14 protein-coding genes are annotated in these 21,283 nt (G+C 67.9%); 12 read left to right on the top strand and 2 right to left on the bottom strand.

All coding sequences use genetic code 11. The features are described from left to right. From AC1HIL_RS03555 to AC1HIL_RS03505, 11 genes are all read left to right on the top strand, one after another. The gene (locus AC1HIL_RS03555) at positions 1 to 2,565 is read left to right on the top strand and encodes a phage tail length tape measure family protein (protein ID WP_479671165.1); all 2,565 of its coding nucleotides are present in this window, start codon (positions 1 to 3) and stop codon (positions 2,563 to 2,565) included. After that, positions 2,562 to 3,185 carry a hypothetical protein gene (locus AC1HIL_RS03550; RefSeq protein WP_479671164.1) on the top strand — a complete coding sequence of 208 codons (624 nt, stop codon included), beginning with the start codon at positions 2,562 to 2,564 and terminating at the stop codon, positions 3,183 to 3,185. The genes AC1HIL_RS03555 and AC1HIL_RS03550 overlap by 4 nt, the downstream gene beginning before the upstream one ends. After that, a complete protein-coding gene (locus AC1HIL_RS03545; RefSeq protein WP_296735012.1) occupies positions 3,182 to 3,805 on the top strand; it encodes a hypothetical protein in 624 nt (207 codons plus the stop codon). The genes AC1HIL_RS03550 and AC1HIL_RS03545 overlap by 4 nt, the downstream gene beginning before the upstream one ends. Beyond that, positions 3,802 to 4,230, top strand: coding sequence for a DUF6950 family protein (locus AC1HIL_RS03540; RefSeq protein ID WP_296735009.1), 429 nt, complete (start codon positions 3,802 to 3,804; stop codon positions 4,228 to 4,230). Before AC1HIL_RS03545 ends, AC1HIL_RS03540 begins: the two co-directional genes overlap by 4 nt. Further along, complete coding sequence (locus AC1HIL_RS03535; protein WP_479671163.1) at positions 4,218 to 10,859, top strand: hypothetical protein; 6,642 nt, start codon at positions 4,218 to 4,220, stop codon at positions 10,857 to 10,859. Before AC1HIL_RS03540 ends, AC1HIL_RS03535 begins: the two co-directional genes overlap by 13 nt. Before the next feature lie 3 nt (positions 10,860 to 10,862). Then, positions 10,863 to 11,504 (top strand): DUF4376 domain-containing protein, encoded by a 642-nt coding sequence (locus AC1HIL_RS03530; protein ID WP_296735004.1) that lies wholly within the window; start codon positions 10,863 to 10,865, stop codon positions 11,502 to 11,504. A 17-nt stretch (positions 11,505 to 11,521) separates the two neighbouring features. Then, positions 11,522 to 12,706: a phage head spike fiber domain-containing protein gene (locus tag AC1HIL_RS03525; RefSeq protein ID WP_479671162.1), complete on the top strand. Its 1,185-nt coding sequence runs from the start codon at positions 11,522 to 11,524 to the stop codon at positions 12,704 to 12,706. Positions 12,707 to 12,710: 4 nt separating this feature from the next. Beyond that, positions 12,711 to 15,293, top strand: a complete 2,583-nt coding sequence (locus AC1HIL_RS03520) for a phage head spike fiber domain-containing protein (RefSeq protein ID WP_479671161.1) — start codon at positions 12,711 to 12,713, stop codon at positions 15,291 to 15,293. A gap of 116 nt (positions 15,294 to 15,409) precedes the next feature. Further along, a complete protein-coding gene (locus tag AC1HIL_RS03515; protein WP_057593265.1) occupies positions 15,410 to 15,715 on the top strand; it encodes a DUF3649 domain-containing protein in 306 nt (101 codons plus the stop codon). Further along, the gene (locus tag AC1HIL_RS03510; protein WP_479671160.1) at positions 15,712 to 17,385 is read left to right on the top strand and encodes a PepSY-associated TM helix domain-containing protein; all 1,674 of its coding nucleotides are present in this window, start codon (positions 15,712 to 15,714) and stop codon (positions 17,383 to 17,385) included. Before AC1HIL_RS03515 ends, AC1HIL_RS03510 begins: the two co-directional genes overlap by 4 nt. Then, positions 17,385 to 17,750, top strand: a complete 366-nt coding sequence (locus AC1HIL_RS03505; protein WP_057593263.1) for a DUF3325 domain-containing protein — start codon at positions 17,385 to 17,387, stop codon at positions 17,748 to 17,750. The genes AC1HIL_RS03510 and AC1HIL_RS03505 overlap by 1 nt, the downstream gene beginning before the upstream one ends. 7 nt (positions 17,751 to 17,757) lie before the next feature. Here the strand turns inward: AC1HIL_RS03505 and AC1HIL_RS03500 are convergent, their stop codons facing one another. Beyond that, positions 17,758 to 18,825 carry an aldo/keto reductase gene (locus tag AC1HIL_RS03500; protein WP_479671159.1) on the bottom strand — a complete coding sequence of 356 codons (1,068 nt, stop codon included), beginning with the start codon at positions 18,823 to 18,825 and terminating at the stop codon, positions 17,758 to 17,760. A 130-nt stretch (positions 18,826 to 18,955) separates the two neighbouring features. On the opposite strand from AC1HIL_RS03500, the gene AC1HIL_RS03495 reads away from it, so the two are divergent. After that, positions 18,956 to 19,921, top strand: coding sequence for a LysR family transcriptional regulator (locus AC1HIL_RS03495; RefSeq protein WP_479671158.1), 966 nt, complete (start codon positions 18,956 to 18,958; stop codon positions 19,919 to 19,921). On the opposite strand, the gene AC1HIL_RS03490 is transcribed toward AC1HIL_RS03495, so the two are convergent. Then, a complete protein-coding gene (locus AC1HIL_RS03490; protein WP_057593260.1) occupies positions 19,863 to 21,260 on the bottom strand; it encodes an aminopeptidase P N-terminal domain-containing protein in 1,398 nt (465 codons plus the stop codon). The genes AC1HIL_RS03495 and AC1HIL_RS03490 overlap by 59 nt on opposite strands. Between the last annotated feature and the right edge of the window lie 23 nt (positions 21,261 to 21,283).

Below are 21,283 nucleotides of genomic sequence, written 5' to 3'. Positions count from 1 at the left end.
ATGGCAACGGCACAGAACTTCTCCATTCGAATGACGCTGGATACCTCCACGCTGTCGTCAGGTCTGGCGCAGGCGACGCGAGAGGTCACTGCGCTCCAGAAGGAAGTGACAGGCCAGATCGAGATGCTGAACAACAGGCAACAGGAACTGATGAAGTCCGACAGCCTGAAACGCGCCGCGGAAGAAAAGTCCGGCGTCCTGAAGAAAGCGGCCGAGGAGCTCAAGGCGACGAAGTCCTTCTTCTCCACCATTTCGTCGAGCACGGACAGCGCCCCGGCGCTGATATCGAACCTCATGCAGGGCGGGCGAACGCTCGTCGATGAATCCGGTGGCGTCGGGGCCGCGGCTTCCGCGCTGACGAGCGGCGTCGGCCAGATGGCCACGCGCTTCAATCTCGCGACCACTGCCGTACAGCTGCTGAGCACCGCATACGCGGAGGGCAGCAAGGAGGCGAAAGCCTATTCGACGGCGCTGACGATGACGGGCAACTACTCCGGCCTGACGGTGGGGCAGTCCAAGGACATGGCGGTCAGAATCGCCGGCGCTGACGGCACGCAATTCCAGGCGGCCGAAGCGATCGCCGCCGTGGCGGGAACCGGAAAGATCGGCAGCCAGGCGATCGAGGACGTTGCGAACGCCACCTCTGCGATGAACAGGGTGCTGGGTGTCTCGATCAACGAAGCGGTCGGCAATTTCGTCAAGCTCGCGGAAGAGCCGAGCAAGGCGTCGGCCCAGCTCAACCAGACCTACCACTACCTGAACGTCAGCACCTACGACCGGATTGCCGCGCTCGAGAAGCAGGGCAAGACCGAGGAGGCGGCCGCCTTGGCGCAGTCTTCCTTTGCCAATGCGATGAAGCAGCGTACCCAGCAGGTCGTCGGCAACCTGGGCACGATGGAGCGTGCGTGGCTGGCCATCACCAACACGGCCAGGAGGGGGTGGGATGCCCTCCTCAATATCGGGCGCGAGGAGTCCCCGGAGCAGAAGCTGGAAGCCGTGCGCAAGAAGATCGCCAACATCGACCAGCTCATCGCGAACAAGGGCTTCGGAGTGAACGGCGCAGGTGCGGCGTTCGGACGCCCCGCGTCGAATGCCGATCTGCAGCGGACCCGCGACGAGTTGGCTACCCAAGAGAGTGCGCTCGCGGAGACCGTCAAGCTCGGCAACAACGCCGCCCAGCGCGCGAGCGAGGAGGCTCGCAAGAACCAGGCAGCCATCAAGGACAGGCAGGACAAGGACAGCAAGGAGAGCAAGACGACCGGTGGCGCCTCGGGCGTGACGCGTCCGCGGAACGAGCTGCTGGAAAAGGAGCTGGAAGCCGAGCGCGAGTCGTACAGGAAAAAGGCCCGTGTGATTGCGGATGGCATCAAGGAAGTCGACAGCCTGCGCAAGCGGGAGCTGATCGGTGACTACGACGTGGTGCGCCGCAAGCGCGATCTGCAGATCGAGGACATCGGCAATCGCGAGACGTCGCTGCGGAATCAGCTCGAAGCGATCAAATCTCGCAAGGGCGATGAAAGCGAGGGTCGCAGGGTTGAGTCGCAATTGACGGAGACGCTCGAGCAGCGCGGCTTCGTCGAGACGGAGGCCAACCGAGCCTTCGGGGAGATCGACTCGGCGGCGCAGCTCTCGCAGCTCCGGACGATGCGTCAGGCCACGGATGCGATTCGGGAGCAGACCTCCGCGATGGTGGAGCAGAACGCCGTCCATGGTTTGTCGGCTTCGGCCATCAAGGAAGTCAAGATTGCGCAGCTGGAGCGCCAGCTCGTGGATCTCGAAGCCACCGACAGAGTGATCCCCGGCTACATCGATGAGCTGCGGCAACGCATCGATGCGGAGAAGAACCTGCTGCAGGTCACGCGCGAATCCGAAGGCATCAAGTCGGCCGAGGACAAGAAGAAGGAGCAGGAAGGCCGCTCCAAGAAGCTCTCGGACGATCTCAACGGCACGTTCAAGGACGGCATCACGGGGTTGATGCAGGGCCAGGAAGGCGCGCTCGACAAGATGGCCGAGTCCCTCAAGAAGAAGGTCTCCGGCGCACTGGCCGATGCGCTCTACGACGCGACGCTCAAGCCTGCGGTGGAGAAGTTCACCGGGTGGCTGTCGAACTCGATCACGGGGCTGTTCAACGGGGGCGCGAGCGGAGGAGGAGGCGGTGGCGGTGGTGGCAACTGGTTGGGAAGTCTCTTCAGCACCGTGCTCGGATTCTTCGGCGTAGGAAGCGCGAAGGGCAATGTCTTCGCATCGCCCGCGCTGCACGCCTACTCGAGCAGCATCGTCGACCGCCCCACGTTCTTCCCGTTCGCCAAGGGCATCGGCCTGATGGGCGAGGCGGGGGCCGAGGCCATCATGCCCCTGCGCCGTGGCACCGACGGGCGACTGGGCGTGAGCCTGCAGGGAGGCGGTGCGGCCGCGCAGGCGCTGCACTTCGCGCCCTCGAATGTCTTCTACATCGATTCGCGATCCGACAGGGGCGCCGTCATGGCCGACCTCGATCGCGTGCTCCAAGCCAACAACGAGGGTCAGATGGAACAACTCAAGCGCATGCGGGTGGTGCCCCAATGAGCATCGTCACACTTCCGCCGAACCTGCCGGTCAAGCGCCAGGACTTCGGCCTGCAGACATTCGACCTGAGCTTCAGCAGCGGCGACACCGGTTCCACGCAGGTGGCCGTGCTGGCACCGCCGCGGCGCACCTGCGCGCTCGTGAGCGAGGAGCGCATTCCCACGATGGGCGAAGCCGCGCAATGGCGCGCGCTCGCCCATGCATTGCGCGGCCAGGTCAACGTGCTCGCGATCTGCGATCTGCTGCAGCCGGTGCCGCGCGGCACGGCGCGCGGCACCTGGACCGCGGTGGCGGCGCTGGCCGGCGCCTCGTCGCTGTCGATCCAGATGGGGGTCGCGCAGGCCGGCAAGACGCTGCTGCAGGGCGACTGGATCGGCGTCAACCAGGGGTCGGTCCAGCGCCAGCTGCTGCACGTGCAGGCCGACGCGATCGCCGATGCCGCGGGCCTGATCGTGGTGCAGATCGAACCGGTGTTGCGCGTCGCCGTGGCGGCGGGCAGCGCGGTCGTCTGGGACCGGCCGACCTGCCTGATGCGCCGGACCGACACGAAGAGCAACTGGAGTTCGGAGTCGCGCGCGCAGGGCGGCTTCAGCTTCGACCTGATGGAGTCCTGGGAATGACGGTGAACACCAATTCGGGATTCGACGCGGCCAGCCGCGCCGGCGCCTACGGCGTGATGGCGCTGGCGGAACTGCAGCTGCGCTCGGGCACGGTGCGCTACACCACCTGGCCGGTCAACGTGCAGACGATGGGGCAGTCGTGGCTGGGCCTGGGCAACCTGGGGTCGATCGGCGAGATGCACGAGAGCGAGGACGGCGCGGCCGAGAAGCTCACGCTGACGCTCTCGCCGATCGACGTGGGCACGCGCGCGCTCGCGCTCGGCGATCCGGCCGACTACCAGGACCGGCGCGTGCGCATCTGGATCGCGCTGGTCGATGCGGCCACCCTGCAGATCACCGGCCAGCCGGTGCTGCGCTTCGTGGGCGTGATGGACCAGATGAAGATCGAGCGCGACGGGACGACCGCCTCGATCGGCATGGATTGCCGCACGGCAAGCTACGACGTGCGCAGCAATCCGGCCGCGCTGCGCATGAACCATGCGCAGCACCAGGCACGACATCCCGGCGAGATGGGCTTCAGCTACCTCACCAGCATCATCGGCAATCCGGCCGTGTGGGTGGGCAAGTGGCTGCAGGCCAATCTCCAGTACCGCCAGCTGCTGGGAGTGGGCTCCAAATGAACGCCGACCTCGACGCCTTCATCGAGGCCCGGCGCGCGCTGCGCTTCGGCTATTTCGACAACGACTGCGCCACGTTCGCGGCGGACTGGGTGCGGGAGGTGCGGGGCACCGACCCGCTGGCCCCGTTGCGCGCCGAGGGCGGCGTCCTGGAGCCGCGGCGGCTGCTGACCGCGCTGCGCCACGTGCGGGCGGCCGGCGGCTTCGAGGCAGCGGCCAATGCCTTGCTCGGGCCGTCGAAGCCCGGCCTGTGCGCCCAACGCGGCGACGTGGTGCTCGCCCGCAGTGGCGGCCGTATCGGCCGCGTCTCTGGCCATTGCTTCGGCATCTGCACCGGGACCCACGTCGCGGCGCTCGGCACGGATCGAATGAACTTTCTTCCCTTGACGGCAGCGGTGGCTGCATGGAGGTCCGCATGCGCGGTTTGATGACACGTCTTCTTGCGTTCTCGGCGTTGCTGTTGGCGTGCGGCAGTGCGTCGGCCGATCCCGTCACCGGCGCCATCTCCGCCATCGGCGCGGCAATCGCTGGCGCGAGCGCCGGGACACTGGCCTCCTGGGCGTTGATGGCCGTCAGCGTGGTCTCGGGCCTGTCCAAGGCTTCCCAGGCCCGCAAGCAGGCCCGCCAGGCGGCCGCACGCAAGGCGGCAGAGGATGCCGCCAACCTGCGCGATCGCACGACGACCATCGTGAGCTCGGAATCGCCGTGGACCACGATCTATGGCGCGCCGGCGCCGGTGGGTGGCTCGGTCGTGGCCGTGCTCGACAGCGGTGGGCAGGCACAGTTCAAGCACGTGGTGATCGTCTTTGCCGCGCACGAGTGCGAGGCAATCGACGAGATCTTCATCGAGGGCACCTCGGTCGGCCGCCCGAATGCGACGGGGTGGACTGATGGCGCCGAGTTCCAGCTGCCGCCGCCGTTCAAGGGGCTGCCGTCGGAGGGCCCAGCCGTCAACGTCCAGTTCCACACCTCGCCGGGCGGGGTCGACACCGCGGACGTCTTCATGAGGGACAGTCTCAAGGCCACCTTCCCCGATCTCGATCTTTGGACCGATGCGCACCGCCTCAGCGGCTACACCTACGCGGTCGTGACGCTGAACATGCTGTTCGAGCGCTTTCAGGGCGGCCTTCCCGAGATCACCGCGCGCATCCGCGGCAAGAAGGTCTACGACCCGCGTAGCGGTCAGACCCGCTACTCGCGCAATCCGGCGCTGTGCCTGGCCGACTTCATCCGTTCGGAAGCCGGCTATCTCGCGGCCGCCGACCAGATCGACGAGGCGGCGCTGATCGGCGCGGCCAACGCCTGCGACGACGAGGTCTACACGAACGTCGATGCCGAGAACCACGGCAACTCGAAGCTGCGCTATGTCTGCGACGGGGTTTTCCGCTCCGACCAGGATCGCGAGACCACGCGCCAGCAGCTCGAGGAGTCGATGGCCGGTTTTTCGCTCGAGACCGGTGGCGTCTGGCGGATCCAGGCGGGCGCCTGGGCATCGCCTGTGCTCAACCTGACGGACGTCGACATGCTGTCGCCGACCACCGTGGTCCAGACCGCCAACCTCGGCTCCGATCGCCTCAACGGCATGCGCGGAACCTACGTGAACGCGGCGCGCAACGGCGTGAGCGAGGACTTCAGGCCCTACCAGAACGCCACGCTGCGCGCGCAGGACGAGAAGGACAGGTTCGGCGACATGGCGCTGGCCTTCACTGGCTCGCACGTGCGCTGCCACCAGTTGGCGCGCGTGGCCGTCGAGCAGAGCCGCGGCGGCCTGGTGCTGCGCATCCATCCCAAGATGCTGGCCTGGCACCTGCAGCCCGGCGACCGGATCGTGCTGTCGAGCGTGCTGTATGGCTTCGTGAACAAGACTTTCCGCGTGCAGGACTGGAGCTACCAGCGCAACGCGCCGCTGACCCTGCTGGTGATCGAGGACGTGCCGACCTTCTACGACCTGGTCGACGAGGTGATGGCGGATCCCGCGCCCAACACCAACCTCCCGAGCCCCTTCATCGCGCCGCAGAACCCGATGGACCTCGCGGTGAAGAGTGGACCTGAACTCATGGTGCAGCAGGGCGGCTCGACGGTCGTGCGGGCGCGCGTGAGCTGGGCGCCCTGGGCCGACGATGCGGCGGCCCGCACGGGTGCGATCCGGGTGCAATGGCGGCTGATGCAGACCGGCGAGGGATGGCAGAGCATCGACCTGCCGGGCGACGCCGTCGAGACCTTCCTGCTCGGACTGTCCGTGGGTGGGGTCTACCAGGTGCGGGTGCGTTTCGCGACGCCCTATGCGGTCAGCAGCTGGGTGATGGTCGAGCACGTAGTGACCGGCAAGACGCAGCCGCCTGGCAGCGTCAGCGGGCTGCAGCTCGGCGTGGAGAACGACGGTGTCCATGCGCGCTGGGCCGAGCCGGCGGGCCTCGACCTGCTCGATTGGAACCTGACCGAGCTGCGCATCGGCACGGACTGGGCCACCGCCGCGGAGGTCTGGTCGGGCAAGGCCGTGCAGGCGAACCTCGGCTGGCTGCAGGCGGGCGTGGTCAAGCTGTGGGCATCGCACGGCGACACGACGGGCCGGTGGTCCACGCCGGTGTCGACCGCCATCGAGATCTTGCCGCCCACGCAGCCCGTGCTGAGCGGGCAGGCCTTCCGCGACCAGGTCGAGTTGCAGTGGCCCGCGAGCGGGACCACGCAGCCCTTGCGGGGCTACGAGGTACGCGTCGGCTCCGTCTATGCGGAAGCGCGCGTGCTGAGCACGGTGGACGCCCTCGGCTACAAGTACACGCAGACGGTGCCGGGCACTTATCTGTACTGGGTGTGCGCGATCGACCTGGCGGGCAATCGCAGCGCGCCCGGCTTCAAGGAGTTGACGACACTGCCGGGCATCGATGAGGCGCTCGAGGAGCTGCAGGAAGGGCTGCAAGAGACCGTCGACCAGCTGAAGCAGGCCGACGGTGCCAATGCCGCGGCCATCGCTCAGGAAGCGCAGAACCGCGCGGCGGCGCTGGTGGCCGAAGGGCAGGCGCGCGTTCAGGCCGTACAGGCCGAGGCGCAGAACCGCTTCACGGCGCTGCAAGCCGAGGCCCAGACGCGCACGCAACAGATCGCCGGCCTGACCGATGCCATCGCGGACGAGGCTGCGGCGCGTGCGGCGGCGGACACCGCCGAGGTGCAGGCGCGCATCGCCGCCGTGGCGCGAGAGGTCACGGATCGAACCACGGCCGTGCAGGCCGAGGCCACATTGCGCGCGAATGCGATCACTGCGGAGCAGAACGCACGCGCCGCGGCACTGGTCGCCGAGGCGGCCGCTCGCGGTACCGCGATCTCGAACGAAGCCACCGTACGCCAGCAGGCCGACAGCGCGCTGTCGTCGCAGTTCACGACCCTGACGGCCTCGCTGGCGACCACGGCCGCGGCGTTGCAGACCGAACAGAGCGCGCGCATCAGTGGCGATGCCGCCGAGGCCGGCGCGCGTCAACAGCTCGCCACCCAGTTGCAGAACGCGGATGCGACGCTGGCAGCCTCGCTCGCCAGCGAGGCTGCCGCGCGCAGCACCGCCGATGAGGCGGAGGCGCGCAGCCGCGAGTCGCTGTCGGTTGCGCTGACCGGCCTCCAGGATGTGAGCGCGAGTCTCGACTACGTGGAAGGCCCGTCGCTCCTGCTCGACTTCGCCGCTTCGAGCTATCGCGTCTGGCAGCCCGCCACCATCGCCAGCGTGGGCGGCTTGCTGGCCGAGGAGCGCCAGGCGCGCCTGACAGCCGATGCGGCCGAAGTGACGGCGCGCGAGACCTTGCAGGCGCAACTGACCGGCGGCTACGGGGGCACCGATCTGTCGCAGGTTTCGAGCGGCCTGCTGTTCCAGGAGCGCACTGCGCGCGCCAGCCAGGACGAGGCGCTGGCGCAGCAGATCACGCTGATCTCGGCGGGCGTGGGCGAGCAGTTCGACTACGCGAAGATCTGGTACTTCGATACGGGCGTGGAAGCCTGGGGTGGAAATGGCGTGCCGGTCGCCACGGCGGGCTGGTTGCGGCCGGCGAATGCGAGCGACCCCTGGGTGATCTCGCCCACGGGCCTCGCGAGCCCGGGCGCGACCTTCAGCCAGGTGCGCATCCGGATCCGCAAGGTCGGCGCGCCCGTCTGGGCCGGCCAGATCTTCTGGCGCGCGGCCGCCGACACCGGCTTCACCGGAGGCCGCGCCGCGACGCTGACCGAGCCGACCTACGATGCCGCCGGCATCGGCATGGTCAACGTGAGCCCCGGTTGGGACGTGACGGTGGACCAGATCCGCATCGATCTCTCGGTCGCGCAGTCGGCCACCGACTACTTCGAGATCGACTGGGTGGCGATCGGCAGGCCATCGCCGGGCGCGTCCAATGCGGCGCTGCAGGCCGAGGCCACCGCGCGTGCGAGCGCCGACGCGGCGCAGGTCACGGCGCGCGAGACCCTGGCGGCGCAACTGCGTGGCAATTACGCCGGCAACGACGTCGGTGCGCTGAGCTCGGGCCTGCTGGCGGCCGAGCGCGATGCACGCGTGTCGGCCGATGCCGCCGAGGTGACGGCACGGCAGCAGCTCGCCGCCACCGTGACCGGCAACAAGACGGCCGCGGATGCCGCCATGCTCACCGAGCAGACGGTTCGTGCCAACGCGGATGCGGCCGAGGTCTCGGCACGGCAGGCACTGGGCGCTTCGCTGTCCACCAGCCTGTCGACCGTGTCCGCCAACCTCACGGCCGAGCAGACCGCGCGGGCGAATGCCGACACCGCCGAGGTGAGTGCGCGTGAGGCATTGGCCACGCAGATGCGCGGCAGCTATGCGGGCACCGATGTGAATGCGCTGAGCGCGGGCCTGGTCTTCAGCGAACGCCAGGCTCGCATCAGCGCCGACACGGCCGAAGTGACGGCGCGCCAGGCCCTGTCGACCACCGTCGTCAACAACAAGACGCAGACCGACGCGGCGATCCTCGCGGAGCAGTCCGCGCGCTCGGACGGCGACAGCGCGAATGCCAACGCGATCTCGGCGTTGTCGACATCGTTGTCGACCACCCTGACCAGCACCACCGCGGCGCTGCAGACCGAGGTCAATGCGCGCGTGCGCGCCGATGCGGCCGAGATCACCCAACGGCAGGGGCTGTCCGCGGCGCTGACCGGCATGCCCGATATCTCGGGCACGCTGGCGACGGTGATCGGTGCGTCGATGGAGGCGAACTTCGCCGAAAACAGCTACGGCCTGTGGCAGGCGCCGACGGGCGCGACGCTCGCATCGGGTTTGATCTACGAGGAGCGGCAAGCTCGTATCGCCGACGACCAGGCGGAGGTGGTCGCGCGCCAGGTCCTGTCGACCTCCATATCGACCGGCCTGTCGACCGTGACCGCCGGCCTCACCGCCGAGCAACTCGCGCGCAGCAATGCCGACAGTGCGGAGGTCGCGGCACGCGAGACGCTGGCCACGCAGATCCGCGGCGCCTATGCGGGCGGCGATCTCAACGCGGTCGCCGGCGGGTTGATCTATAGCGAGCGGCAGGCGCGCGTGGCCGCGGACAACGCAGAGGTCGTGGCTCGGCAGGCGCTGGCGGCCTCGATGTCGACCGGACTGTCGACGGCCAATGCCGGCCTGCTCAGCGAACAGACCGCTCGCGTCGCGGCCGATACCGCGCAGGCCGGCTCGATCAGCGCGCTTTCGACGACCGTGAGCAACAACCAGACGGCCGGCATGGCGGCGCTGACCAGCGAAGCTGATGCGCGTGCACGGGCCGACGCGGCGGAAGTGTCGCAAAGGCAGGCGCTTTCTGCGGTACTGACCGGGGCGGAGGAGGTCGCGAGCAGCCTCGCCAATGTCGAGGGGCCTTCGCTGCGGCTGCAATTTGCACAGGCTTCGGGCGCGATGCTGGGCGCCTGGCAACCGCTGTCGTTGGGGGGCCTGGCCAGCGGACTGGTCTACGACGAACGTACCGCCCGCATCACGGCGGACGATGCCAACGCCGCAGCCATCACCAGCGTGAGCACGCGGCTTTCCACGGCCGAAAGCGGCATCGTTACAGGCGCGGCCGCGACCTCGGTGCTCTCGACTTCCGTCAGCTCGATCAACGGCGCGATCACGGCCCAGGCCACGCAGATCGGCCAGTTGTCGACCTCGGCGGGCGCGAACACGGTGGCGATCACGAACACGGCAACGGCGTTGGCGGCGCTCGATGGGAAGGTGAAGGGCAGCTGGCGGTTGAACGTCGATGCGAATGGCAAGGTCTCGGGGTTGATCCTGGACAACGATGGCACGACCTCGAACATGGTGGTGCAGGTGGACAAGTTCGCCATTGCTGCAGCGGGACCGAATGGCGCGACGAAGTTTCCGTTCGTGGTGGGCACCGTCAACGGCACCGCCTCGGTGGGTATCGACGGCAACATGTACGTCGACGGAACCATCAAGGGGCGCGCCTTGGAGGCGGGGGCAGTGACGGCTGAAAAGATCAGTGTCGACTCCCTGAGCGCCGTCTCGGCAAGGACTGGCGATCTCCAGGTTGATCGATTGCGCTCCGGCGGCTTCACGAGCTACAGCTGGCCCCCCGTTGGGCAGGCAGGCATGTTCCTGTCTGGCGACGGTCTGCTCATGGGCAATCAAAGAGATCGAGGCTACTTTCAGATCGAGGCGCAGACCGGCAACGTCTACTCGACCGGGATGAGCATCGTCAATGGCACCCTGCGTATTCATCAAGCCGATGTCATTGAGTCGGTGAACATCCGTGGACGAGCCGTGACCGTACCGACGGCGCGTTCGGAAGGAGGGAGCGTCGCGGGCATCAGCCATGAAGTGCCCAACATCAACGGCGCGTGGGTGACGACATACATCACGGGTTCGACATTCATCCCCCCTGGCGCGGGTGGTGGCCTCGGTGGTTTCTTGACGATCACCTTGAACGGCAACGCGTACTGGATAGGCGCCGGCGTGCCCGGTTCGACAGTCACAGGGACTGTGGTGCTGGATCTTCCCCCAGGCTGGCACAGCATCGGTTCGACCGGCACCTTCGGCGGTTCGAACACTTCCATCTTCGCACTCAGCTGCCAGAGGTAATCCATGCCCAACTACACAGCCTATGACAAGGTCACCGGCCGCGTCATCGCGCGGGGAACCGCGCACAGCGACGAGGCCTGCAGCAAGCAGGCCGCGGGAGTCCACGAGGGCATTCTCATTGGGGATGTCCCGGCGAATCACTACCTGGATCCGCAGACGCTCGCACCGATTCCGATGAGCGAGCAGCCGAACGAACACCACGTCTTCGACTGGTCGACGCACGCCTGGGTCGATCCGCGAACGTCCGAGGACAGGCGTCAAGCCCTGCGTGACCAAGTGGCCGAGCGCCGCTGGGCGCTGGAGACCGGTGGCTTGGTGTTGCCTGACGGCCTGCGCGTGAGCACCAAGCGCTCCGACCGCGATGCGCTCACCGCGCTCCTGGTCAAGGCCGAGCGTGCCGGCATCGAGGCGGTGGATTTCAAGTTCGACAGCGGTTGGACGCGCATGAGCCTTGCCGAGCTCGATGCAGTGGCTCGTGCGATCGAGCTGCATGTGCAAGCCTGCTTTTCGTCCGAGCGCTCCCATCACGAAGCCATTGCCATGCTGGAGACCGTGGCGCAGTTCGATGCCTACGACTGCAATGCCGGATGGCCCGCCACCGGCCTGAGCACATCGACATCCGAAGAACCGCCCGCCAATTCTTGATCGAGGAAAGCCCACTCATGACCACCACGCTTACAGAAAAAACCTTTGCGCAGTTGCTGACCGCCGCTGGCGGCGCGAACGGCACGCGCGTGAATGCGCAGGGGAGGATCGAGGCTGCTGTTGCACCGGCTTTCGACTATGACCCGATCACGCTCGCGGCTCGCGGACTGCGCTTTCGCGGACCTGTCCGCACCAATCTTCTGACGAACAGCCAGCTCAGCGCCCTGGGGGTTGCCGAGGGAACCACGCCGCCCACCGTGGGCGTGGCCACTGTCGATGGAGAGGCGTGTTCGGCCGTGACATTTACCCCGGCCATGGCATCAGGCTACCCGGGAAGTCGCTGGCGCCCCAATAGTTCGGCGGCGGCGATCGTGGCCTCGACCACCTACTCGACGAGTTCCTACGTGAAGCTCAGTCGGCCGCTGGTCGGAAGCGAGGCCATCAACGTCTATTACACAGGCTCGAACGGGATGGGAAGCACGAACATCTCCGCCGTGAATTCGGCCCCATATGCCGAGCGCTTCACCCGGGTTGTGATGGGCAACGCCACGCCCGGCAACACAGGGACGATCTATCCGGTGGTCCATATCGTGTCGACGCTGGCGAGCAACCTGACGGTCTGGATCTGCAAGGGGCAGGTCGAGGTCGGGGCTGCAGCATCCGGCTATATCCCCACCAATGCCGGGGTGGTCGCGAGAACCATCGATGCGGTGACGATTTCCAACGTCCACCAAGCGCCGTGGTTCAACATGGTGGAAGGAACGTTTCTCGTTGATTTCGACATCTCGACGATGCCGCCGGCCTCGATGAATTTCGGGGTCTTCTGCGTTTCCAATGCCGCCAATACCAGCTACTTGATTGCGTCGATCGCATCCAACGGCAGCGTAGCCGTTCAGGCCCCGGCACCCATCACCGTCGCATCGACGGCAGGTCTCGTGCCTGTCGGCGCGATCCGCAGGCTAGGTGTCTCGTACAAAGCTGGCGCAAAGATTCTTCTTTCGGTCGAAGGAGGTGCGGCGATCCAATCGGGTCCGACCTTCGGCGGGTTTGCCGGCGGAGGCCATGAACTCAGGCTGGGCAACTTTGCGGGTAACCCCGGTCCGCTCGATGGGCACCTCCAGAACTTCGTGTATTGGCCCAAGGCGGCCAGCGCGACCGAGATCGCTACCCTGACCCCCGAAACCGAAACCCTTACTGGCTGACTCCATGCCCACGAATCTCACTTCCAAATCTGTCGCCGAGATGTTCGTCTCCAGCGGTGGCTTCAATGGCACACGCGTGAGCCCGCTGGGCTTCATCGAGCCCGCAGTGGCACCGCGCCTTGACTACGACCCTGTCACCAAAGCGGCCAAGGGCCTCCTGATCGAAGGCGGTCGGACCAACATGCTGCGATATGCATCGCGCTTCGATCAAACGACTGGCTGGAGTGTCTATGTCGTTGGCGGAACGCCGCACGTCAAAGTCGTGCCGAATGCCACGCTCGCACCGAATGGACACATGGAGGCGGCCAAGCTCATCCTGAGCAGCCAGAGCAACTATGGCAACGGGCGCGTCGCGCAGGCCACCACCAAGGCCGCCGCCGTGGGAACCTACGTGGCCTCCGTGTACCTGAAGTCCGCAGGTGGGCAACGGGCATTCATCTACGTTTGCGGCACAGGCGCTACGAACTCGATCAGCGCGAATTTCGACCTGCTGGGCAGCACACATTCGTCGTCCAAGATTGGCACTTTCTCGATCGTCTCCACATCGGTCACCGATGCTGGAAACGGGTGGCGCCGTTACGTTCTGGTCTTCACTTCCGACGATACGACCGGGATTACCTACGCCCTCTATCCGAGCGGTGCCTCCACGGGCCCTGGCGACGATGTCAACGGCGCTTTCGCCTGGGGCGCCCAGCTGGAGGCGGGCACGTTCGCCACCTCGTACATTCCCAGTGTGGACACTGTGACCGCGCGAGTCTCGATCGGCTCGTACTACGACGCCAAAGGGATCATGCGGTACGCCGCCGCGGGAGCAGGGCGAATGAATTACGACTCCGGAAATCTCGCCGTGGCACCTGCGCTGCTCGCCGAGCCGCAACGGACTAACCTCGTTCTGAGCAGCTCGCAATTCAACCGCAATCCATGGAGTGTCGCCGGTTTGGTTGCGGCCGCAGGAAAGTCGGCTCCCGATGGCACCCCTCGCGCCATCGAACTGTCGGGTGCTGCTTCGGGTCCCTTCACGCAGGGGGGCCTGATCGCCACGAGCACCGAGATGACCTATTCCGTGTTCGTCAAGAACGCGGGCCTCACGGGCCCGCTCTCCTTCGCCTGGCGCAACGATACGTCCCTGCAGACCTTTACTCCCTATGCCACGATCGTCTCCGATGGAAACGGCGGTCTTTCGCTTTCGGGTGCAGGTTGGGAGATGAAAGCCATGGCGAATGGGTGGTATCGACTCTGGACGAGTCGCAACACCGGCATCGCGGTGGGGGATTCGCTGCGAATCTACGCGGGTGTGACCGGCACCAGTGGTGATCGGGGCTCCTTTCAGGTGTTTGGCGCGCAGCTCGAAGACGGACCCGTTCCAACCTCGTATATCCCTAGCAACGACACCTTCACTTCGCGCTCCTCGATCGGCACCTACTTCGATGCCCAGGGGAAGATCCAGACAGCCGCAGTGAATGCTGCGCGGATGACCTACAACCCGGCCGACCTGCTGGCGCCTCCGACACTGCTTCAAGAAGTCGCCAGTACCAACATGCTGACTGTCTCGGATTTCGCGACACCCGGCGGGACTTCACTGCTGGGTGACGCGGCCTACAGCGATTTCAACGGCATCGGAATGGCCACGGGCGTGAAGATCGGTCGGCCGACAGTGGCCCAGCAATGGAGTCTTGCCTACAAGACAGTGACCTTGCAGCCGAATACCTCGTATTGCTTGTCGGTGTTCGTGAAGATGGACGATGGCCTGGCCCCCGTCTTCAGATCGGACACCGCCGCTTCCGAGTCGAACGATTTCGCGCTGGCCATCGTCGGAGTCACGCCACCTATGACGAAGTTCGTCGTGACGCCCCAGGGTGACGGCGTCTATCGCGTCTCCTGCACCCACACGACGGGCTCTTCTGTGCCTGGAGCGAACGTCGGCGCGGTCAAGTACCCTCAAAACTCGCCTCGTGGTTTCCGGGTCACCGGATACCAGCTCGAGCAAGCTGCATTCGCTTCGAGCTACATCCCCACGGCTGCGGCAACGGTTCTGCGCGCTGCGGACGTGACGAGCTCGACCGCCAGTACGCGCGCCGCCGACACAGTCGGGTCGACCGCCGTCGCGCGAAGCGCCGACTTCGTCTACATCGATGCCGCCAAGGGTTGGCTCAACGCCGCCGAAGGAGCGGTTGCCCTCGAGGTCGAACTGCCGAAGATGCCGGACATCACGGTGCGGAACATCATGGAACTCGGGGACGGCACGGCGGGCAACCGGCTGTCGATGGGGATGAGCATTCCCGGGGGCGTGTACTGCACCGGCACGGTCGGGGGCACGACCACCGCGACCACCTCCGCGGGGAACGCCGGCGTGCTGTCTCCAGGCGATTACTTCAAGGTCGCCCTGGCCTATGGGGCCGAAGGGTTGCGCTACAGCTTCCGCACGGACGGGCTCCGAAAGAACGCGATGGCAGCCATGCCGCCTATCACGCGCTTCGCGCTCGGCGCGGTTGCCTGGGGCAGCAACCAGGCCTGTCTCCACATCAAAGCGGCCCGCTACTTCCCCCAGCGCCTGACCGACGCGGAAGTCTCGGCACTGACCGCCTAAGCGGAAAAAGCCACAGCCCCCGGTGCGGATTCGGCGGATGAGTATTATTCTCATCTTTCCGAATCCCCCTTTCCCATGACTTCCCGAACGACTTCGCCCGCCGTCCGGCGCCCGGCGTGAGCGCCGGCCTGCGCTATCGCCTCGGCGTGGCCTCGCGCGCCGTCGCCGCCATCGCTGGCGGCTACGGCGTGGCCGCGCTCTCCGCCGCCGCGCTCGCGCTGTGCCTGCCCGCCGCCTTCGGCATGGCGCGCAGCGAAGCCGCGATGACCGGCACGCTGGCCTCCTTTCTGGTGTTCGCGATCGCGGTGATGTGGGTGTTCGCGGCGCGCAGCGCGTGGCGCGCCTGGATCGGCCTGGTCATCGCCGCGGCGCCGCTGGGCGCGCTGCTGCTCGTGTTGCCGACGCCGGGAGCGGGCGCATGAAGGAAGGCTTCCGCCAGTCGATGGCCTGGCTGCACACCTGGTCGGGCCTCCTGGTCGGCTGGGTGCTGTTCATGGTGTTCGCGGCCGGCACGGCCTCGTACTTCAAGGACGAGATCACGCTGTGGATGAAGCCCGAGCTGCACGGCCTCTCGCGCGCGCCGGTGCCGCAGGTGCAGGCCACCGAGGGCGCCTACGCCTACCTGCAGCAGCACGCGGCCGATTCGCCGCGCTGGTTCATCACGCTGCCGACCGAGCGCGAACCCTCGACCAGCCTGTTCTGGACCCGGCCCGCGCCGCCGGCCGGCTCGCCGCCGCGCGACCGGCGCGACCGCTTCGGCCGCGCGGTGCTCGACGCCGCCAGCGGCCAGCCCTCGGCGGCGGTGCGCGAGACGCGCGGCGGCGAGTTCTTCTACCGCCTGCACTTCGACCTGCACTACATGCCCGCGATCTGGGGCCGCTGGATCGTCGGCTTCTGCGCGATGTTCATGCTGGTGGCGATCCTCAGCGGCATCGTCACGCACAAGCGCATCTTCAAGGACTTCTTCACCTTCCGGCCGAAGAAGGGCCAGCGCTCCTGGCTCGACGCGCACAACGCGACCGCGGTGCTCGCACTGCCCTATCACGCGATGATCACGTACACCGGCCTGGTCACGCTGATGTTCATGTACATGCCCTGGGGCCCGCAGGCGGCCTACAAGGACAGCGGCGGCACGCAGGCCTTCTTCTCCGAAGCCTTCGCGGGCGGCGTGCGCGAGCAGTTCAAGGCCGCGGGCCAGAAGGCGCCGATGGCACCGGTCGCACCGATGCTCGCGCAGGCTTCCGCGCACTGGGGCGGCGCGCCGGTCGGCCGCCTCACGGTCAACTCGCCGAACGATGCCAATGCGACGGTCATCGTGCGCCGCGCCGAAGGGCCGCAACTGGGGTCCGAGCAACCGTCGATGGTCTTCAACGGCGTGACCGGCGCCCTGGTCGGTGCCTACGGCGACAGCATGCGGCCCGCCGTCGAGACGCGCAGCGTGCTCTACGGCCTGCACATCGGCCGCTTCGGCGATCCGCTGCTGCGTGCGCTGTTCTTCATCTCGGGCCTCGCGGGCTGCCTGATGGTCGCCACCGGCCTCCTGCTGTGGGCCGTGAAGGAGCGCCAGAAGTTCGCGAAGCGGCTCAAGCAGGGCGGCCGCGTGAGCTTCGGCCTGCGGCTGGTCGACGGGCTCAACCTCGGCGCGATCGCGGGCCTGCCCCTCGCGATGGCCGCCTTCTTCTGGGCCAACCGGCTGGTGCCCTTCGACACGGCCGACCGTGGCGCGGCCGAGATCGGCTGGTTCTTCGCGGTCTGGGGCGCGGCCGCGCTGCTGGGTCTCGCGCGGCCCACGCTGCGCATGTGGCAGGCGCAGCTCGCCACGGGCGCGCTGCTGTTCGCGCTGCTGCCGGTGCTCAACGCCTTCACCGGGCCGGCGCCGCTCACGGTCAGCCTGCGTTCGGGCCCGAGCGCCGTCGCCGGCTTCGACCTGGTGTCGATCGCGCTGGGCCTGGGGCTCGCGGGCGCGGCCTGGATGGTGGAACGCAAGCGGCGCAAGGCTCTGGGCACCGCGGCGAAGAAAGCCGCGAAGGCCGGCCCGGCCGATGACGCGGTGGAATCGCCTTCGCTCGCCACCTTGGGCCAGGGATCGTGATGAACGCCTTGCTGATCGCGACGGTGTTCGCCGCTTCGCTCGCGGGCTTCTGCGCGCTGGGCCTCGCAATGGACCGCCACAGCGAGGACGTCTTCGGCCGCGGCAGCACGCCCGGCCCGTGGCGCCGCTGGCTGCAGCTCGGCGGCAGCGTGGCGCTGTGCCTGTCGCTCGTCGCCAGCCTGCGCGCCGCCGGCCATTCGATCGGCTGGGTGCTCTGGTTCGGCGCGCTCACGGCGGCCGCGCAGACGGTGGTGGGGCTGTTGAGCTATGCGCCGCGCCGCTTCCACTGGGTGGCGTCGGCGGCGGCGGCGATCGCGGTGCTGGCGGGGCTCGGGTGCCTGGTGTTGGCCGCGCTGGGCGACTGAGCCTCTCTCACTCCCCGCGGCGCGTCGAGGTGCCGCCATGCAGCACCCCCTGCGTCATCGGCAGCGCCATGAAGTCGTGCGGAAACCCCAGTGCGATCGCGCTCGCCGCATCAAGCCGTCGCAGCGCCTCGGCATCGAGTTCGATCTCGAGCGCTCCGAGGTTGTCCTCGAACTGCGCGAAGGTGCGCGCGCCGATGATCGGCATCACCGTCGGCCCGCGCCGGTGCAGCAGCCAGGCCAGCGCGATCTGCGCGCTCGAGCGGTCCTGCTCCTTCGCGATCTGTGCCACCACGTCGGCGATGGCGAGGGCGCGTTCCGAGAGCGCGCCGTTGCCCACGGCCACGTCCTTGCGCGTGCCGGTCACGCGCGGGTCGAGGCCCTTGGCGTGGTCGAGGTCGGCGCGGCTGTACTTGCCGGTCAGCACGCCACTGCCCAGCGGCGACCAGGCCATCACGCCGAGGCCGAGCTCGCGCGCCATCGGCAGCAGCTCGCGCTCCACGGTGCGCTCGATCAGGCTGTACTCGATCTGCAGTGCCACCAGCGGCGCCCAGCCGCGCAGTTCGGCCAGGGTCTGCATGCGCGCGACCTGCCAGGCGGGCGTATCGGAGATGCCCGCGTAGAGCACCTTGCCCGCGCGCACCAGGTCGTCGAAGGCGCGCATCACTTCGTCGAAGGGCGTCAGGCCGTCCCAGATGTGCAGGTACAGCAGGTCGATGTAGTCGGTGCCCAGGCGCTTCAGGCTGGCCTCGACCGAGCGCACCATGTTGCGCCGGTGGTTGCCGCCCGCGTTGGGATTGCCGGGCTGCATATTGAGCGTGTACTTGGTGGCCAGCACCACCGATTCGCGCCGGTCGGCGAGGAACTGGCCCAGCAGCCGCTCCGAGCTGCCGTTGGTATAGAAGTTGGCGGTGTCGACGAAGTTGCCGCCGCGTTCGAGGTAGGCGTCGAACATGCGGCGCGATTCGCCGGCGTCGGCGCCCCAGCCCCAGTCGCTGCCGAAGGTCATGGTGCCGAGCGAGATCGGGCTGACGCGCAGGCCCGAGCGGCCGAGGGTGAGGTAGTCGTCGAGTTGCATGGGGATGTCCTTTCGAGGGGGAAGGCGCCGCGGTGCGCGAGCGCCATGGACTCGAATGTCGTTCCACCATTGCATTGGAAAAAGACCGCTGTGCTTGATGCTTTGTGAAGCCTCTCTTCATAATGCCCACATGTCCCCCGACCTTCTCCCCGCCATCGCCGCCTTCGCCCGCGTGGCCCATCACGCCAGCTTCACGCGCGCGGCCGAGGAACTCGGCGTCTCGCCCTCGGCGCTGTCGCAGACCGTGCGCACGCTCGAGGCCAAGCTCGGCGTGCGGTTGCTCGACCGCAGCACGCGCAGCGTCGGCGCGACCGAACTGGGCCGGCAGTTCCTCGAGGGCGCGCGGCCGGCGCTCGCGGCGCTGGCACAGGCAGTGGAGGGCATCGACGAGGCACGCGACAAGCCGGCGGGGCTGCTGCGCCTGAACGTGGCGCGGGTCTCGGCCGAGCTGCTGCTCTATCCGCACTTCGGCGATTTCGCCGCGGCCTATCCAGACATCGTGCTCGAGCTGGTCTGCGACAACCGCATGGTCGACCTGGTCGAGGGCGGCTTCGATGCGGGCATCCGGCTCGGCGAGAGCCTGGCGCAGGACGTGGTGGCGCTGCCGATCGCGGGGCCGCAGCGCATGGTGAGCTTCGCCGCGCCGCGCTACCTGGAGGGACGGACGCCGCCGCGCACGCCCGAGGACCTGCGCGAGCACCGCTGCCTCAACTTCCGGCTCACGACCGGCGGTCTCTACCGCTGGGAGTACGCGCAGGACGGCCGCGAGCTCGACGTGGAGGTGGCGGGGCCGGTGATCGCCAACGACAGCGAGGTGCTGCTGGCGGCCGCGCGCGCCGGCGCGGGCATCGGGGTGGCCTTCGAGGGCACGGTGCGCGAGGACTTCGACAGCGGCCGGCTGGTGCCGCTGCTCGAGCCGTGGTGGCCGACCTTCCCGGGCTTCTATCTCTACTACCCGAGCCGCGCGCAGATGCCGCGCAAGCTGCGGGTGTTCATCGACTTCCTGCAGGCGCGACATGCGCCGCAGCGCGCGGCGCTCAGGCTCGCATCAGCGCCTCGATCTCGTCCGCCTTCACCGGCACGCCGCGCGAAATGAGTTCGCAGCCGGTGGCCGTGACGATGGCGTCGTCTTCCGTGCGGATGCCGATGTTGTGGAACTGCTCGGGCACGCCGTCGGCGGGGCGCACGTAGATGCCGGGTTCGAGCGTGAGCACCATGCCGGGCTGCAGGATGCGGCTCGGGCGGTTCTTGATGAGCTCGTTCGACAGCGGATCCTTGCGCTCGCTGACCTCGCCGACCTGCGTGGGCTCGACGTAGCTGCCGCAGTCGTGCACGTCCATGCCGAGCCAGTGGCCGGTGCGGTGCATGTAGAACTGGAAGTAGGCGCGGCTGTCGATCACGTCGTCGAGGCCGCCGACCTTGTTGGCGTCGAGCAGGCCCAGGTCGAGCATGCCCTGCGCGAGCACGCGCACGGCGGCGTCGTGCGGGTCGTTGAAGCGGTTGCCGGCCTTGGTGGCGGCGGCCGAGGCGTCCTGGCTCGCGAGCACGAGGTCGTACAGCGCGCGCTGCGGGCCGGTGAACCTGCCGTTGGCCGGAAAGGTGCGCGTGATGTCGCTGGCGTAGCCGTCGAGCTCGCAGCCGGCGTCGATCAGCACCAGCTCGCCGTCGCGCACGGGCGCGGCATCGGCGCGGTAATGCAACACGCAGGCGTTGGCGCCGGCCGCGACGATGGAACCGTAGGCCGGGTACTGCGAGCCGCCGAGGCGGAACTCGTGCAGCAGCTCGGCGTCGAGGTGGTACTCGCGCACGTCCTTGCCCTCGCGCAGCATGCGCGCCGACAGCTGCATCGCGCGGATGTGGGCGCGGGCGCTGATCTGGGCGGCGCGGCGCATGATGTCCTGCTCGTGCGCGTCCTTCACGAGGCGCATCTCGTCGAGCGGGCCGCACAGGTCGCGCTGCTCCTCGGGGCACAGCGCGCCGTAGCGCACGCGCGCGCGCACCGACTGCAGCCAGCCGTCGACGCGGGTCTCGAGGCCCTTGTGGGTGGCGAACGGATACCAGACGACCGAGCGGTTCTCGAGCAGCTTGGGCAGCTTCGCATCGAGCTCGGTGACCGAGAAGGCCTCGTCGAGGCCGAGCGCCTCGGGCGCGGCGTCGGGGCCGAGCCGGTAGCCGTCCCAGATCTCGCGCTCCAGGTCCTTGGGCGCGCAGAACAGCGTGGCGCGGCCGTCGCCGCCGAGCACCAGCCAGGCATTGGGCTCGGTGAAGCCGGTCAGGTAGTAGAAGTAGCTGTCGTGGCGGAACAGGAAGTCGCTGTCGCGGTTGCGCTGGCGTTCGGGCGCGGTCGGGATGATCGCGATGCCGTCCTTGCCCAGTTGCGAGGCGAGGCGAGCGCGGCGCTCGGCGTAGATCTTCTTGGTGTCGGTGGTGGTCATCGCGTGGAGACTTCCTGTGAGAC

Source organism: Variovorax sp. ISS6, assembly GCF_056523145.1.
The sequence above is the reverse complement of the archived record's forward strand: the minus strand, read 5'-3'. Positions and strand labels throughout refer to the sequence as shown.